This is a genomic window from Clostridium sulfidigenes (assembly GCF_000732635.1).
Lineage (GTDB): Bacteria > Bacillota > Clostridia > Clostridiales > Clostridiaceae > Clostridium_J > Clostridium_J sulfidigenes.
In genome coordinates, this window is the sequence record NZ_JPMD01000001.1 from 53,762 (window position 1) to 69,339 (window position 15,578).

Annotated in this window: 16 protein-coding genes; all 16 read left to right on the top strand. The window is 32.4% G+C overall.

What is annotated here, in order from left to right:
- The first annotated feature begins 50 nt into the window (after positions 1 to 50).
- Positions 51 to 1,910 carry a molecular chaperone DnaK gene (dnaK, locus tag IO99_RS00280; RefSeq protein ID WP_035128867.1) on the top strand — a complete coding sequence of 620 codons (1,860 nt, stop codon included), beginning with the start codon at positions 51 to 53 and terminating at the stop codon, positions 1,908 to 1,910.
- A gap of 166 nt (positions 1,911 to 2,076) precedes the next feature.
- Complete coding sequence (gene dnaJ / locus IO99_RS00285) at positions 2,077 to 3,201, top strand: molecular chaperone DnaJ (RefSeq protein ID WP_035128870.1); 1,125 nt, start codon at positions 2,077 to 2,079, stop codon at positions 3,199 to 3,201.
- Between the two features lie 410 nt (positions 3,202 to 3,611).
- The gene (locus IO99_RS00290; RefSeq protein WP_035128873.1) at positions 3,612 to 4,481 is read left to right on the top strand and encodes a YitT family protein; all 870 of its coding nucleotides are present in this window, start codon (positions 3,612 to 3,614) and stop codon (positions 4,479 to 4,481) included.
- A gap of 270 nt (positions 4,482 to 4,751) precedes the next feature.
- Positions 4,752 to 5,687: a 50S ribosomal protein L11 methyltransferase gene (gene prmA, locus IO99_RS00295; RefSeq protein ID WP_035128876.1), complete on the top strand. Its 936-nt coding sequence runs from the start codon at positions 4,752 to 4,754 to the stop codon at positions 5,685 to 5,687.
- Positions 5,688 to 5,713: 26 nt separating this feature from the next.
- Positions 5,714 to 6,466 carry a 16S rRNA (uracil(1498)-N(3))-methyltransferase gene (locus tag IO99_RS00300; RefSeq protein ID WP_035128879.1) on the top strand — a complete coding sequence of 251 codons (753 nt, stop codon included), beginning with the start codon at positions 5,714 to 5,716 and terminating at the stop codon, positions 6,464 to 6,466.
- Between the two features lies 1 nt (position 6,467).
- Complete coding sequence (gene mtaB, locus IO99_RS00305) at positions 6,468 to 7,769, top strand: tRNA (N(6)-L-threonylcarbamoyladenosine(37)-C(2))-methylthiotransferase MtaB (protein WP_035128882.1); 1,302 nt, start codon at positions 6,468 to 6,470, stop codon at positions 7,767 to 7,769.
- A gap of 121 nt (positions 7,770 to 7,890) precedes the next feature.
- A complete protein-coding gene (locus tag IO99_RS00310; protein WP_035128885.1) occupies positions 7,891 to 8,235 on the top strand; it encodes a histidine triad nucleotide-binding protein in 345 nt (114 codons plus the stop codon).
- A gap of 147 nt (positions 8,236 to 8,382) precedes the next feature.
- Positions 8,383 to 8,559 (top strand): 30S ribosomal protein S21, encoded by a 177-nt coding sequence (gene rpsU, locus IO99_RS00315; RefSeq protein ID WP_035128888.1) that lies wholly within the window; start codon positions 8,383 to 8,385, stop codon positions 8,557 to 8,559.
- A gap of 21 nt (positions 8,560 to 8,580) precedes the next feature.
- Positions 8,581 to 9,030, top strand: coding sequence for a GatB/YqeY domain-containing protein (locus IO99_RS00320; RefSeq protein WP_035128891.1), 450 nt, complete (start codon positions 8,581 to 8,583; stop codon positions 9,028 to 9,030).
- A gap of 112 nt (positions 9,031 to 9,142) precedes the next feature.
- The gene (gene yqfC, locus IO99_RS00325) at positions 9,143 to 9,433 is read left to right on the top strand and encodes a sporulation protein YqfC (RefSeq protein ID WP_035128893.1); all 291 of its coding nucleotides are present in this window, start codon (positions 9,143 to 9,145) and stop codon (positions 9,431 to 9,433) included.
- A complete protein-coding gene (yqfD, locus tag IO99_RS00330; RefSeq protein WP_242844058.1) occupies positions 9,420 to 10,589 on the top strand; it encodes a sporulation protein YqfD in 1,170 nt (389 codons plus the stop codon). The genes yqfC and yqfD overlap by 14 nt, the downstream gene beginning before the upstream one ends.
- Before the next feature lie 14 nt (positions 10,590 to 10,603).
- Positions 10,604 to 12,853 (top strand): HD family phosphohydrolase, encoded by a 2,250-nt coding sequence (locus tag IO99_RS00335; RefSeq protein WP_084178012.1) that lies wholly within the window; start codon positions 10,604 to 10,606, stop codon positions 12,851 to 12,853.
- Between the two features lie 19 nt (positions 12,854 to 12,872).
- Entirely contained in the window at positions 12,873 to 13,373 is a 501-nt protein-coding gene (gene ybeY / locus IO99_RS00340; RefSeq protein ID WP_035128897.1) for an rRNA maturation RNase YbeY, read from the top strand.
- Between the two features lie 46 nt (positions 13,374 to 13,419).
- Complete coding sequence (locus IO99_RS00345; protein WP_035128900.1) at positions 13,420 to 14,118, top strand: diacylglycerol kinase; 699 nt, start codon at positions 13,420 to 13,422, stop codon at positions 14,116 to 14,118.
- A 164-nt stretch (positions 14,119 to 14,282) separates the two neighbouring features.
- Positions 14,283 to 14,681 (top strand): cytidine deaminase, encoded by a 399-nt coding sequence (locus IO99_RS00350; RefSeq protein WP_035128903.1) that lies wholly within the window; start codon positions 14,283 to 14,285, stop codon positions 14,679 to 14,681.
- Positions 14,682 to 14,691: 10 nt separating this feature from the next.
- Positions 14,692 to 15,573, top strand: coding sequence for a GTPase Era (gene era / locus IO99_RS00355; protein ID WP_035128906.1), 882 nt, complete (start codon positions 14,692 to 14,694; stop codon positions 15,571 to 15,573).
- Positions 15,574 to 15,578: the final 5 nt, after the last annotated feature.

Genomic DNA, 15,578 nt, shown 5'->3' on the forward strand with positions numbered 1-15,578 from the left:
ATAGTAAATTAGAAGAAAATAAGTGTATTAATTTATAGGAGGAAATTACAATGGCAAAAATTATAGGAATTGATTTAGGAACAACAAACTCTTGTGTATCAGTTATGGAAGGTGGAGATCCAGTTATAATACCAAACGCAGAAGGTGCTAGAACTACTCCATCAGTAGTATCTTTCTTACAAGATGGCGAAAGACTTGTTGGTCAAGTAGCAAAAAGACAATCAATAACAAACCCAGATAAAACTATAATCTCAATTAAAAGAGAAATGGGAACAAATCATAAAGTAAATATAGATGGAAAAGAATATACTCCACAAGAAATATCTGCAATGGTACTTCAAAAATTAAAAGCAGATGCTGAAGCATACCTTGGAGAAACAGTTACAGAAGCTGTTATCACAGTTCCAGCATACTTCAATGATAGCCAAAGACAAGCAACTAAAGACGCAGGAAGAATTGCAGGTCTTGATGTTAAGAGAATTATAAACGAGCCAACAGCTGCATCTCTTGCTTATGGTCTTGACAAAATGGATACAAACCAAAAGATATTTGTATATGACCTTGGTGGTGGTACTTTCGACGTATCTATCTTAGAACTTGGAGATGGAGTTTTCGAAGTTAAATCTACAAATGGAGATACTCGTCTTGGTGGAGATGACTTTGACCAAAAGGTTATGGATTATATAGCTGAAGATTTTAAAGCTTCTAATGGAATTGATTTAAGAAATGATAAAATGGCACTTCAAAGATTAAAAGAAGCTGCTGAAAAAGCAAAAATAGAATTATCATCTTCTACTCAAACAAACATCAATCTTCCATTTATCACAGCTGATGCTACAGGTCCAAAACATATAGATATGAACCTAACAAGAGCTAAATTCAATGAATTAACTCATGATTTAGTACAAAGAACTATTGAGCCAATGAGGAAAGCTCTTCAAGATGCTGATCTTTCAATAGGAGAAATTGACAAGGTTGTATTAGTTGGTGGATCTACAAGAATCCCAGCTGTTGTAGAAGCAGTTAAAAACTTTACAGGAAAAGAACCATCAAAAGGAGTTAACCCAGATGAATGTGTTGCAGCAGGTGCAGCTATTCAAGGTGGAGTTTTAACAGGAGATGTTAAAGATGTATTACTTCTTGACGTTTCACCATTAACATTAGGAATTGAAACTTTAGGAGGAGTTGCTACTCCATTAATCGAAAGAAATACAACAATTCCAACTAAGAAGAGCCAAGTATTCTCAACTGCAGCAGACGGTCAAACATCTGTTGAAATTCACGTAGTTCAAGGTGAAAGACAAATGGCAGCTGACAACAAAACTTTAGGAAGATTCACTCTTTCTGGAATTGCAGCAGCTCCAAGAGGAATTCCTCAAATTGAAGTAACTTTTGATATAGATGCTAACGGTATAGTTAAAGTTTCTGCTAAAGACAAAGGAACTGGAAAAGAAGCTAATATAACTATCACAGCTTCAACTAACTTAAGTGATGATGAAATCCAAAATGCAGTAAATGAAGCAGAAAGATTTGCAGAAGAAGATAAGAAGAGAAAAGAAGCTATAGAAGTTAAAAATACTGCAGATCAAATGGTTTACCAAACAGAAAAAACTTTAACTGACCTAGGAGATAAAGTATCTGCTGATGATAAAGCTAAGGTAGAACAAAGAATCCAAGTATTAAAATCAGTTAAAGACGGAGAAGATATAGAAGCTATTAAAAAAGCTACAGAAGAGTTAACACAAGAATTCTACGCTGTATCTTCAAAGGTATACCAAGCTGAAGGCGGACAGCCAGGAGCAGAAGGTTTTGATCCAAACAACATGGGCGGAGCAGCAGGAGCAGGAGCTCAAGATGCACCACATGATGACAATGTTGTAGATGCAGATTTTAAAGTAGATGGAGAATAATATTCATTAAATTAGTTAAGGGATGATGAAACACTCATCCCTTAAAACTGATTTTAATGTTAAATTTTAATGTGAAAATTTAATGTTCCCATTAATACATGGTTGCAATTATACATAATATATCTTAATATATTATTCGAAGTAAAATAGGTGGTGAATTTTAAATATGGCTAATAAAGATTATTATGAAGTACTTGGCATAGATAAAAGTGCCAGTGATGATGAGATAAAAAAAGCTTTTAAAAAGGCTGCTTTAAAGTATCATCCAGATAGAAATCAAGGAAATGCTGAAGCAGAAGAAAAGTTTAAAGAAATAAATGAAGCGTATCAAGTTTTATCAGATCCAGAGAAGAAACAGAGATATGATCAATTTGGTACTGCAGACTTTAACGGAGCCCAAGGTTTTGATGGATTTGATTTCGGTGGAGGCTTTGGAGGCTTTGGAGATATTTTTAGCGATATCTTTGGTGGAGGATTTTCATCTTCATCTAATAAGAATGCTCCAAGAAAGGGTGCAGATTTAGAATTTAATTTAAATTTAACCTTTGAAGAGGCTGTATTTGGCTGTGAGAAGGAAATTAAAGTTACTAGAAGAGAAAAATGTGAAACTTGTGGAGGCACAGGAGCTAAAAAAGGTACTACTCCTAAAACTTGCTCTAAGTGTAGCGGTAGAGGTAAGATAAATGTTCAAAGAAGAACTCCATTAGGAGTGATTTCTACAACTACAACTTGTGATGCTTGTGGAGGTAAAGGTACTATAATAGAGGAATCATGCTCAACTTGTAGAGGAACTGGTAAAGAAAGAAAAACTAGAAATTTAACAGTTAATGTTCCAGCAGGTGTTGATACAGGTAATGTAATGCCGCTAAGAGGACAAGGTGAAGCAGGAGAAAATGGAGGTCCAGCAGGAGATCTTTATATAAATATAAGAGTTACATCTCATAATATATTTAAACGTAAAGGCTTTGACATCCACATGGAAACTCACATATCCTTTGCGAAGGCTGCTCTTGGTACAGACATAAAGGTTCCAACAGTGGATGGAGATGTTACTTATAAGGTTCCAGCAGGAACTCAACCTGGAACTGTATTTAGATTAAAAGCTAAAGGGGTTCCTAGAGTTAACTCTGTAGGTAGAGGAGATCACTATGTTAAGGTAATAGTGGATGTACCAAAATCTCTTAATGAGAAACAAGAAGAAGCTCTAAGAATGTTTATGGAGGCTAGTGGAGAAGCTCCAGAAACTACTGTGGAAAAGAAAAAACACAAAAAAGGAATATTTGGAAAGTAATAAAGAAATTAATATAACCACAAATATTTAAATATAGCTAAAGTCTTGTAATAGTTAGTATAGGACTTTAGCTATTTTTAGTGCTTATATATCCTATCACTGTAATTTTCAACAGAGCCAATTTATATTAAAATCTTAAATTTCAGTATATTAATGGTAAAATCGATCATTGGCAAAATAGAGATAACAATATGAATATTTTAAAAATTTAATAATTGACTTTTTTAGACAAAATATTTATAATATTACTGTAGAATTTAATGATATTTTAGGGTTTATTGCGCTTTTATTACTAGTGGTGTAGAAGTTAAGTTTTTTAGCACATGTAAACCTTTTAGTCATGTCTGAATCATGTTAATTTCTACAAAATCATAAGATATAACTTTAATAAAAAGGTTGGAGGCAATAACATGAAAATTGAAAAACAAAAGATCTATGACATTACCATTGATACCTTCTATGACATCATTGGTAGTATACTTTATGCTGCTGGTATTTATACCTTTGCATTATCAGCTAACTTTGCTCCTGGTGGAATTTCAGGTTTATCAATAATTATAAACTTTTTTACTAAAATACCAATAGGTGTATGTAGTTTATTACTTAACATACCAATAATAATAATTAGTTATAAAGTGCTTGGAAAATGGTTTTTAGTTAAATCTCTAAAAACCATGGTAATTTCAGCCTTCTTTATGGATGTAGTGTTTCCACTTATCCCAATTTATTCAGGAAATCCTATACTGGCAGCTGTGTTTGCAGGAGTATTATCTGGAGCTGGACTAGCACTCATATATATGAGAAATTCATCTACTGGAGGAACAGACTTTTTAATTCTTTCTGTAAGAAAAAAAGCACCTCACCTATCTATTGGACAGATTACAATTGCTATTGATGGTTGTGTTATCCTTCTAGGTGGATTAGTATTTGGAACTATTGATGCTGTATTATTAGGAATTATTATGACTATATCAAGTTCTACAATTATAGATAAGATTATGTCTGGTTTTGAAGCAGGAAAAATGGCAATGGTAATAACTAATCATGGAAAGGAAATTGCAGATGTCATTGGAAAGGAAGTTGGACGAGGAGTAACTATAATGAATGTTACCGGTGCTTTTTCAGGAGAGAGTCGTCAAATGTTAATGTGTGCTTGCAGTAAATCTCAGGTATATAATTTACGTAGAATTGTAAGTACCATAGACCCAACAGCTATGACTATGATTTCTTCCTTTGATGAAGCCTTTGGTCTTGGATTTAAAGATAACCTAATTGACTAAGGCTATATAGAACAGTAGAATATTAGGGGCCGATGAAAATTACAGAGCCAAATAAAACTCTTTCTTGCAATAGAAAAGATTCACTATTGCCAAGGAAGAGTTATTTTGTTATTTTGTAATATGTGATATATAATTACACAATAAAGATTATTTAGTGTATAATACCATAGACATCTTTTAAAATAATGGCAATAATATTAATTAAAACCTATTACCTATTGTTCATATAACTTAAGTATAATTTAATATATAGATATGGAGGAAGTAGAAATGGATCAGGATTGGATTGAAGTAACGGTACTTACCAGCAGTGAGGCTACAGAAGCTGTGGCTGGTTTTCTTTATAACTGTGATGTAGAAGGAGTTTCCATAGAAGATGTGGCAGATGTGGAATTTAAGAAGGAAAACCTGGGCTTTGCAGATTTTATAAATGAGTCAGTTTTAACTATTGAAGAAGGTGCTATGGTTAAAGGGTACTTTAAAGATAGTGAAAACTTTATGAATACACTAAACTACATAAAGGAAAGTGTAGATAAGTTAGGTGAATTTGGCTTTGATAAAGGTGAAGGCATAGTAACTTATCATAAGGTAAATGAAGATGATTGGGCAAATAATTGGAAGCAGTACTATAAACCAGCTAAGGTTGGGGAGCACATTGTAGTAAAGCCTACCTGGGAAGATTATGAAGAAAAACCTGGAGAGGTTGTAGTAGAGCTAGACCCAGGAATGGCCTTTGGAACAGGAACCCACGAAACTACAAGAATGTGCATAAAAGCTCTAGAGAAAAAAGTTAAGAAAGATACCACTGTATTTGATATAGGTACTGGTTCAGGAATATTATCTATAGCTGCAGCTAAATTAGGAGCAAAACATGTAGTAGGAGTAGATTTAGACCCAGTAGCTGTAGAATCTGCAAAGAAAAATCTGGAGTTCAACAAGGTAAATAACATCGAAATTCTTTACGGAGATTTAATGGAAGTAGTAGAAGGTAAAGCTAATATAGTAGTAGCTAATATCTTAGCTGATATAATCATGTTTTTAAGTGAAGGTGTAAGAGCCTTTATAGAAGATGAGGGATACTTCATAGCTTCTGGTATCTTAAACACTCAAAGAAATAAAGTTGCTGACAAGTTAAAGGCCCTAGACTTTACAATTGAAGAAGTCATGGAAGATGGAGAATGGATTTGTATTATTGCTAAAAAGTAAAATTGTGTGATGGGAGTATATTTAAAATGCATAAATTTTTTGTGGAAGATAATAGCATAAATGAATCTCTGTGCATCATTGAAGGCGATGATGTTAAGCATATATATAAGGTGCTTAGACTTAAAGAAGGGGATAAAGTAAATATCAATAACTGTAAGGGTGTTGAATATATAGGAGAAATTTTAGAGGTAAATAAAAAAGAAGTAAGAGTAAACCTAATTGAAAAGGTTGCTTTAAATAATGAAAGTCCTTTAAGAGTTCAGCTTTTTCAAGGATTACCAAAGGCAGCTAAAATGGATTTAATAGCTCAAAAGTGTACTGAGCTAGGAGTCAGTGAAATCACCCCTATAATTACAGAGAGAGTTGTAGTTAAGGGCAATGAGTCCTCAGAATTTAAAAAGGTAGATAGATGGAACAGAATAGCCTTAGAAGCTTGCAAACAAAGCAAAAGAAGTATAATTCCAACTATAAACCAACCTATAGATTTTAATAACCTAAAGGAAGAGATAAAGAACTTTGATTTAGTTATAGTACCCTATGAAAATCAAGAAAATCAAGGAATAAAATATGTAAAAAACCAAGTATCAGATAAAAATATAGAAACAGCAGCCATTATCATAGGACCTGAGGGTGGCTTTGAAGAGGATGAAATTCAGGCATTAAAGGATGCTGGAGCATTTATAGTAACCTTAGGGCCTAGAATACTAAGAACGGAGACTGCTGGCTTTGTAGCTCTTAGCTTAATTATGTATGAGCTTGGTGACTTAGGAGGAAATTAAAATGAAAGTAGCACTATATACACTAGGATGTAGGGTTAACTCTTATGAATCAGAAGCCATGGCAGAAAAATTCATAAAAGAGGGATATGAAGTTGTAAGTTTTGATGAATTTTCAGATGTGTATGTAATAAATACATGCACAGTAACTAACATGGGAGATAAAAAGTCAAGACAGATGATAGGAAGAGCAAGACGTCATAATCCAGAGGCTATAATAGCAGTAGTTGGATGCTATTCACAAATAGCTTCCGATGAAATAGCACAAATTGAAGGTGTAGATGTAGTCTTGGGAAGTAGAAATAAAGGAGACATTGTTTACTGGGTTAATAGAGCAAGAGAAGAAAGTAAGCAAGTAGTAGAAGTTAAAGATGTTCTTAAAAACAATAAATTTGAACAGCTAGCTATAAATGAATATCAGGATAAAACTAGGGCCTTTTTAAAGATACAGGATGGATGTAATAGATTTTGTTCATACTGCCTTATTCCCTTTGCTAGAGGGGGAGTTTGTAGTAAAGAGCCTGAGAAAATATTAAAGGAAGTAAAAGAACTAAGTAAAAATGGTTTTAAAGAAATAATTTTATCAGGAGTTCACACTGCTTCCTATGGAGTGGATTTAGAAGGTAATTGGGATTTAGTTAAAATCCTAGAAGAGATAAATAAAATAGAAGGAATAGAGAGAATTAGAATAGGCTCTATAGATCCAACCTTCTTCACTGAAGGGGTAATAGAGAGAATCTGCAACCTAGAAAAGATGTGTCCCCATTTCCACCTATCCCTTCAAAGTGGCTGTGATGCAACAATTAGAAGAATGAATAGAAAATATACAGCACAGGAATATAAGGATGTAGTAGAAAATCTTAGAAAGTATATGAAGGACGTGTCTATAACTACGGATATAATTGTAGGTTTTCCAGGGGAGTCTAATGTTGAATTTGAAGCTACCTATGAATTTTTAAAAGGGATAAAACTAAGTAAAATGCATATCTTTAAGTATAGTAAAAGAACAGGAACTAAGGCAGCGGAAATGCCTTTCCAAGTAGATGGTCTTATAAAGGAAGAAAGAAGTAAAAAGTTAATAGAACTAAATAATGCTTTAGAAGTAGAATTCATGGAGAAATTCCTTGGGAGAGAAATGAGAGTACTTTATGAGGAAGCTATAAGTGGAAAAGAAAACACTTATGTAGGCTATACAGAGAACTATATAAAAGTAATAACAGAAAGTGATGAAAACCTAGAGGGTAAAATAGTGCCTACAAAACTGGCAGCTGTAAAACAGGAAAACATGGTAGGAATCATAGAATAATACAAAATATAGATACACTAACATGGATTTTTAGAGTATAATATAAGATATGAGAAATCATATTATACATTATAGGAAACTATAAATGTAGGTTTTTACTACTGAGAATGGAGGTGAAAAAATGTCAGATTGTTTATTTTGTAAAATTGCAAAGGGTGAGATTCCTTCAAATAAGGTCTATGAAGATGATAAGATATTAGCATTTCATGACATAAGTCCTGAAGCACCTGTGCATATTCTTATAATCCCAAAGGAGCACATAAGCTGTGTTAATGATATAAATCATGAGAATAGTAGCATTATAGCTCATATTTTCGCCACCATACCAGAACTGGTAAAAAAACTAGGAATAGATAAAAGTGGATATAGAGTTGTAACTAACACTTTAGACCATGGAGGTCAGACTGTTCCACATTTACATTTTCATTTGTTAGGTGGAAGAAATTTAAAATGGCCACCAGGCTAAAAATAAGGACTAAAAATATGTAAATAAAACTAATGAAAATCTTGACATAAGTTAATGTGAATTGTATAATTGAAAATGTGCTATTTAGGCCTCGCATTGGCTACTTTTAATTAAAATTAAATTGAGCTAGCGGAGGGAGGGATATAAATGTCAGAGATAAAAGTTGGAGAAAACGAATCATTAGAGAATGCATTAAGAAGATTTAAAAAGAAATGTGCAAGATCAGGTGTGCTTTCAGAAGTTAGAAAGAGAGAACATTACGAAAAACCAAGCGTAAAGAGAAAGAAAAAATCAGAAGCTGCTAGAAAAAGAAAATTTAAGTAGAATTTGAAAGAAGGTTTATTAATGTCATCCATTAAGGAAACATTACAGGACGACTGGAAAAATGCTATTAAACAAAGAGATAAGTTTAAAGCAAATGTAATAAGCATGGCTAAAGCTGCTGTTTTAATGGTTGAAAAATCAGGGGCAGGAGAAGTAGATGATAGTAAAGTCATCGAAATTTTAGCAAAGGAAGTTAAACAAAGAAGAGATTCTTTGGTTGAGTTTGATAAAGGAAATAGACAAGATTTGGTTGATCAAACAAAAGCTGAAATCGAAATCTTATTACAATACCTTCCTCAGCAGTTAACGGAAGAAGAAATCCGAAAAATTGTTCTGGAGTCAGCCGAAAAACTTGGTACTAGTAGCATTAAAGATATGGGAAAACTTATGGCAGATGTTAGACCTAAGGTAAATGGTCGAGCAGATGGCAAAGTAGTTAGTCAAATAGTAAAAGAATATTTGAATAAATAAAGAACTCAGTTTACTGAGTTCTTTTTATTTTAAGTAATTTATCATGAAAAGAAATCATAAAATTTAAAAGAGAAACTTTGTAAGTAAAAATTATGATTTAGAGGTGATGAAGTTGAGTGATAAATTAGTGAGGGTAAAGGAAAAGGTCATTTATGGATTAGACTTACCAGTAGATGTAGCCCTTAGTTTACCTAAAATAATAGTGATAGCAAGAAAAGAGGTAACGGTAGAGAATCATAAAGGGATAATAAAATTTAGTGACAGTGAATTGGTTATAAATACCAGTATTGGACCTTTGAAAATTTTAGGTGAGGATTTTGAAATTATTTTTGTAGGAGGTACCACCATAACTTTAAGTGGATATTTTAGCTCTATGGTGTATGAAAACTATGAAGAAGATTAATAATTTTAATAAAAGCTATATAACTGTTCAAGTAGATTCCCTTGAAGGAGAAAAAATTCTCAATTATCTCTGGAATAAAAATGTCAGTGTAAAAAATATAAAAAGAAATAACGCCTTTTCTATTACACTAGAAATATCAGTATCAGATTATCTTCATTTAAAAGAAGCTGTTAAAAAAGTAAAGGGAAAAGTAAAGATTTTGCATCGTAAAGGGATAAACTTTTTTTATCTTAGATTAAGTACTAGGAAACTTTTAATTGCAGGTATTGCTGCATTTTTCTTTATTTTATACTATTTGAGTAGCTTTATTTGGAGTGTGGATATAAATACAGATAAATATCTAGCTCCCCTTGAAGTTAGAAATATACTGAAAAGCTATGGAATAATGGTTGGAAGTAAAAAGGGTTCAATAGATGTTCTAAAGGTTGAAGAAAAGTTAGTTGCTGATATAGATGAAATAATGTGGGTTAAAGTTAGAATTGAAGGTTCTATGCTCACTGTAGATATAGTAGAGAGGCAAGAACCACCAAAGATAAAAGAAAAGGAGTACACAGGAGATTTAGTAGCTAAAAAAAGTGGAGTTATAAATCGAATATATACTAGTGCTGGAACTCCTGTGAAACAACTTGGCACAGTAGTTGACAAAGGTGAGCTGATTGTAAAAGGGCAAGAAGGAAAAGAAGGGATGGAGTTCTCTGTAAAGGCTGAAGGGAAAATATATGCTACTACTTTTTACGAAGAATTTACAAAGGTACCTTTATCTATTACCTCAAAAAGAAGAACGGGAAATAAGCAGGTACGATATGGAGTAAATGTAAACAATAATAAAATTTATATTAAGAAATCATTAAATAACTATACAACTTATGATAAAATAGAAGAAAACTGGGGCATCTTTATAAAAGAGACTTATTATGAAACAGAAGAGGTGGAAGAAGCTACTGACACTGACACTGTAATAAAGGAACTACAAAACAAAATTACATTAAATTTAGATAGAGGAGTTAAAATACTAGATATTACTCCAGAAGTTAAAAAGCAAGAGAAGGAATATGAAATTAGAGTATTAGTTACAGTAGAAGAAGACATTGCAGAAAGCCAAGTTGTAGCTACAGAAACAGAAACAGAAAAGGAAGATGAATCCCCTGAGACTTAAAAAGAGGTGTAAATATGGGACATAAAAAAAGATTATCAAGGATAAGATTTCCAAGAGTAAAACCCTATATTACTTTTATAATTACAACTTTAATAGTTTATTTGATTTTAAGCACTGTAGTAGTAAGTAAAAAATATAAATTTCAAGTAGGTGAAATAGCTAAATTTGATATTAAAGCACCAAGAGATGTGGAAGATAAGGTAGCAACTCAAAAGAGTATTGAAGAAGAGCTAAAACACGTACAAGAAACCTATACCTATGATGCTAATATAAGAAAAGGTGCTTTAGATAATATAAATAAACTTTTTGAATTAGTTAAAAAGATAAATTCTGAAAATCCTCCTTATAATCCTTCCAGTGAAGATGATAATGAAAAAATTAAGTCAGAACAGGATAAAATCAATGGGATAAAGCTGAAAAAGTTAAAAGAGGAAAGTGTTATAAAAAATCTTTCTACTGAAAACTATGGATTACTTTTATCCCTAAATGATACTGGATTAAATAGCCTAAATGAAGAGATAGTAGAATGTATGAATAATTTATATGATACTACCCCTATATACGAGAATAAACCTCAGGATATAGTTTCAGCACAAGGATATATAACCGCCTTTTTTAATAATACTAGCTATGCTAAAAATGTTAAGGATTTAGCCATGGCCATAGGTTATTCACAAACTAAGGCCACCTATTTTATAGATCATGAAAAGACAGAAGAAGCAAGACAAAACATAACTAAAAATGTAACACCTGTAATCTATAAAAAGGATCAAACTATAATAGCAGAAGGTCAACCTATTACTGAATCACAAATTGAGCTTCTAAATGACTTAGGCCTTCTAGATAATGATAAATCTACAGGCATTTATATGAACCTAGTTTTACTTCTAGTTGTTGCAGGAGTATTAGGATTACAGTGGAGATATATAAAAGAAAAGCGTAGAGACATATATGAAGATAATAGTAAGGTTATCCTAATAAACCTACTGACAGTACTAACTGTAGTATTAGCTAGGATATCTATTCTCATATCTCCTTATGTTATACCCTTTGCTTGTATTTCAATTTTATTATCTGTACTAATTGATAGTAAAACCTCTGTAACCATAGGAATCTTAAATGTAATATTTATATCCTTTATTGTTAAGTTTTCAGTAGATTTAACTCTTATAGCTATGGTCAATGCAGTAATAGTTCCAATGGTATTAAAAAGGGTTCAACAAAGAAATGACATATTGTATTCTTCCTTGCTAATTGGAGCTATAAATGTAGTATTTACTGGTGCCATGGGATATTTCCTAAGCACTAATGTGACTAGTATAATCAATAAGGCTATGCTTACAGGAGTATCTGCCATAGTTTCAGGAATATTAGCCATTGGAATACTACCAGTTTTAGAAAATATATTTGACGTATTAACTAATATTAAACTTCTAGAGTTAGCTAACCCTAATCATCCATTAATGAGGAGATTACTTTTAGAAGCACCAGGCACTTATCACCACTGTGTGTTAGTTGCAAACTTAGCAGAGATGGCTGCAGAAAGTGTGGGAGCCAATCCAATACTGGCTAGGGTAGCGTCCTATTATCATGATGTTGGAAAGCTAGAAAGGCCATATTATTTTAAGGAAAATCAAATAGGTATAGCAAATCCTCATGATGATATGTCACCAGCTATGAGCTCTGCCATAATACTATCCCATGTGGAAGACGGGGTTAAATTGGCAGAAAAATATAACTTGCCTGAAGGCATCACTGATGTTGTGAGAGAACATCATGGAGATTCCCTTGCTAAGTATTTTTATATAACTATGAGAAATAAAAGTGAGAATCCCGATGAGGTAAATGAGGCAGATTATAGATATGGGGGACCACCACCAAGAACAAAGGAATCGACCATTATAATGTTAGCAGATGGGGTTGAAGCCTCTGTGAGGTCCATTAATAAGCCTAATAAAAAGAAGATAGAAGAAATGGTAAATAACATAATTAAGAGTAGAATTGATGAAAATCAGTTTGTCAACTCTGACCTAACCTTTAAAGATTTAGAGAAAATAAGAGAGAGTTTTCTAAAGGTTCTATCTGGAATTTACCATGAAAGAATTGAATATCCTAAAGACAAGATTAATTTAACAAAAGAAAACAATGAAAAAAAACTTGAAGAAGATAAAGAAGTGGTATCAACTAAGGAAGAACAGTTTAAGTTAAAAGAGCCAGAAGCAGTTATACAAACTAAAGAAGTTGAAAAAGAAAAGCAGATATAGGATAAATAGGAGATAGAATATGATTTATATGGACGATAGGCAAAGTCTTATTTCCGTTGAAAAAGACTTAGAAGAAAACATTAAAGAAATTATAGATTATGCTTTAAAAGAGGAACAGGTTCTGATTCCCTATGAAGTAAGTCTAATTTTTGTAGATAATGAAGCCATAAGAGAAATAAATTCAGATACAAGAGGAATAGATAGGGCTACAGATGTACTATCTTTTCCCATGCTAGACTATGATGAGAAAAAAGTATTCAAGGAGTGCTATTTAGATCATGAATTTTCAATTATTGATTTAAATGAAGGAAATTTAGTCCTTGGAGATATTGTGTTATCCTTAGAGAGAGCAAAGGAGCAGAGTGAAGAGTTTGGACACTCCTTTATAAGGGAAGTGTGCTACCTAGTAACTCACTCCATTCTTCACTTGCTAGGATATGATCACATGGAAGATGATGATAAAGTAATAATGAGAGCTAGAGAAGAGGAAATTCTAAGTAAGTTTAACATTGAAAGGTAATAGACTATATATAGGTTATATCAGCTTTAATTAAGGTGGGGTTATTATGAAGGTAAAGAAGTTAGTGGATAGTTTTAACTATGCTATAGAGGGAATAATTTATTCAATACGAACTCAAAGAAATATGAGAATACATATGATAATAGCTATGTTAATACTAACAGCTTGTTTTTTCTTTGACATGACAAAGATGGAACTTTTAGTAATTGCAATTACAATAACAATGGTTGTGGTTGCAGAGATGATAAATACAGCAGTGGAATGTGCCATAGATGCCACCACCAACTTTTATCATCCCCTAGCAAAGATTGCGAAAAATGTAGCAGCAGGAGCAGTATTAGTCACTGCAATTAATGCAGTTTTAGTAGCCTATATAATTTTTGGTGATAAAGTTCTACCTTTTTCTATAATTATTCTTTTAAAAATTAAAAATTCTGACCCTCACATGATATTTTTAATGTTAGTAATAGTTAGCATTGCCACTGTAGTAGTAAAGGCTGTATATGATGAAGGTACACCTTTAAGAGGTGGAATGCCAAGTGGTCATAGTTCCATAGCCTTTGCTGTGGCAACTACCATTACATTATTAACCACAGAGCCACTAATAATGATATTAGCATTTTTATTAGCCTTCATAGTAGCCCAAAGCAGAGTAGATTCTAACGTACACTCCATCCTTGAAGTAGTCCTTGGAGGAGCCTTTGGATCACTACTAACCTTACTGTTATATCAGCTTATTGGATAATTACTAAATGAATGAAGCTAAATAAAATATAAGCAATAAAAATAATGTGATAAAATTCGTATTATATGGTAAACTAATATAACTAAGAAACTAAAAAACTAAAGAAATGTGTGATTATTATAAACCATGGATAGATTTGAGTAATTAGGTTGGAGGAAGATAAAATGGATATAAAAGAATTGGTAAAACTTGCTATAGAGGCTAGAGAAAAAGCTTATGTACCATATTCTAAGTTTAAAGTTGGAGCGGCAATTGAAATGGAAGATGGCAGTGTATTTACAGGCTGTAACATAGAAAATGCTTCTTATGGTGCTACTAACTGTGCTGAAAGAACGGCTATATTTAAGGCTATATCTGAAGGGCATACTATAATGAAAAAAATTGCCATAGTAGGAGATATGTCAACATATACAGCTCCATGTGGAATATGTAGACAGGTTATTGCTGAGTTTGCAGCTAAAGATATAGAAATAGTATTAATTAAAAATCAAGATGAGTATCTAGTAAAGACCTTAGAAGAAATACTACCAGGAGCTTTTACTAAAGAGGACTTACTTAAATAAGGAGAGATATATGTTTAAATCAGGATTTATAACTATAATAGGAAGACCAAATGTGGGTAAATCAACCCTTTTAAATTATTTAATGGGAGAGAAATTATCTATAGTATCAAGTAGACCACAAACTACAAGAAACAATATACAAACAATACTTACAAGGGATAACTTTCAAATAGTATTTGTAGACACCCCAGGTATGCATAAACCTAAACATAAGTTAGGTGAGTACATGGTGAAGATAGCTAAAGATTCCATGCAGGATGTGGATGTGGTGCTATTTTTAACAACACCAGAAGGGGAGATAAACAAGGCAGACCTTCATATTTTAGAACAACTAAAGCAGTGCAATACTAAAGTATTTTTAGTGGTAAATAAAATAGATGAAAACCCTGCTGATAGAGTAGCTAAAACTCTAGAAGAATACACTAAAGTTTTAGATTTTAAAGAAATAATACCTATTTCAGCTATTAACGGAAAGAACACCGAAAAATTATTAGAATTAGTAGTTGATCAGTTACCAGAAGGACCAATGTATTACCCAGAAGACATGATAACAGATCAGCAAGAAAGATTTATAGTAATGGAGACCATAAGAGAAAAAGCTCTAAGACTTTTATCTCAAGAAGTACCTCATGGTATTGCTGTAGAAATTTTAACCATGAAGAAGAATGAAAATGGAAGTTATCTTATTGAGGCAAATATGCTATGTGAGAAGAACTCCCACAAGGGTATAATAATTGGTAAAAATGGAGCTATGATGAAGAAGATATCTACCTATGCAAGACAAGATATTGAAAAGTTCCTAGGCTGTAAAGTAAACCTAAAGATTTGGGTTAAGGTTAAATCAGAGTGGAGAGATAGTGCATTTGTACTCAAGGAACTTGGTTATAAGTAGAATTG

Bases quoted from the DNA above. Each gene is read 5' to 3' on its own strand.
- dnaK (WP_035128867.1), top strand. From the start codon at position 51: ATGGCAAAAATTATAGGAATTGATTTAGGAACAACAAACTCTTGTGTA.
- dnaJ (WP_035128870.1), top strand. From the start codon at position 2,077: ATGGCTAATAAAGATTATTATGAAGTACTTGGCATAGATAAAAGTGCC.
- IO99_RS00290 (WP_035128873.1), top strand. From the start codon at position 3,612: ATGAAAATTGAAAAACAAAAGATCTATGACATTACCATTGATACCTTC.
- prmA (WP_035128876.1), top strand. From the start codon at position 4,752: ATGGATCAGGATTGGATTGAAGTAACGGTACTTACCAGCAGTGAGGCT.
- IO99_RS00300 (WP_035128879.1), top strand. From the start codon at position 5,714: ATGCATAAATTTTTTGTGGAAGATAATAGCATAAATGAATCTCTGTGC.
- mtaB (WP_035128882.1), top strand. From the start codon at position 6,468: ATGAAAGTAGCACTATATACACTAGGATGTAGGGTTAACTCTTATGAA.
- IO99_RS00310 (WP_035128885.1), top strand. From the start codon at position 7,891: ATGTCAGATTGTTTATTTTGTAAAATTGCAAAGGGTGAGATTCCTTCA.
- rpsU (WP_035128888.1), top strand. From the start codon at position 8,383: ATGTCAGAGATAAAAGTTGGAGAAAACGAATCATTAGAGAATGCATTA.
- IO99_RS00320 (WP_035128891.1), top strand. From the start codon at position 8,581: ATGTCATCCATTAAGGAAACATTACAGGACGACTGGAAAAATGCTATT.
- yqfD (WP_242844058.1), top strand. From the start codon at position 9,420: ATGAAGAAGATTAATAATTTTAATAAAAGCTATATAACTGTTCAAGTA.
- IO99_RS00335 (WP_084178012.1), top strand. From the start codon at position 10,604: ATGGGACATAAAAAAAGATTATCAAGGATAAGATTTCCAAGAGTAAAA.
- ybeY (WP_035128897.1), top strand. From the start codon at position 12,873: ATGATTTATATGGACGATAGGCAAAGTCTTATTTCCGTTGAAAAAGAC.
- IO99_RS00345 (WP_035128900.1), top strand. From the start codon at position 13,420: ATGAAGGTAAAGAAGTTAGTGGATAGTTTTAACTATGCTATAGAGGGA.
- IO99_RS00350 (WP_035128903.1), top strand. From the start codon at position 14,283: ATGGATATAAAAGAATTGGTAAAACTTGCTATAGAGGCTAGAGAAAAA.
- era (WP_035128906.1), top strand. From the start codon at position 14,692: ATGTTTAAATCAGGATTTATAACTATAATAGGAAGACCAAATGTGGGT.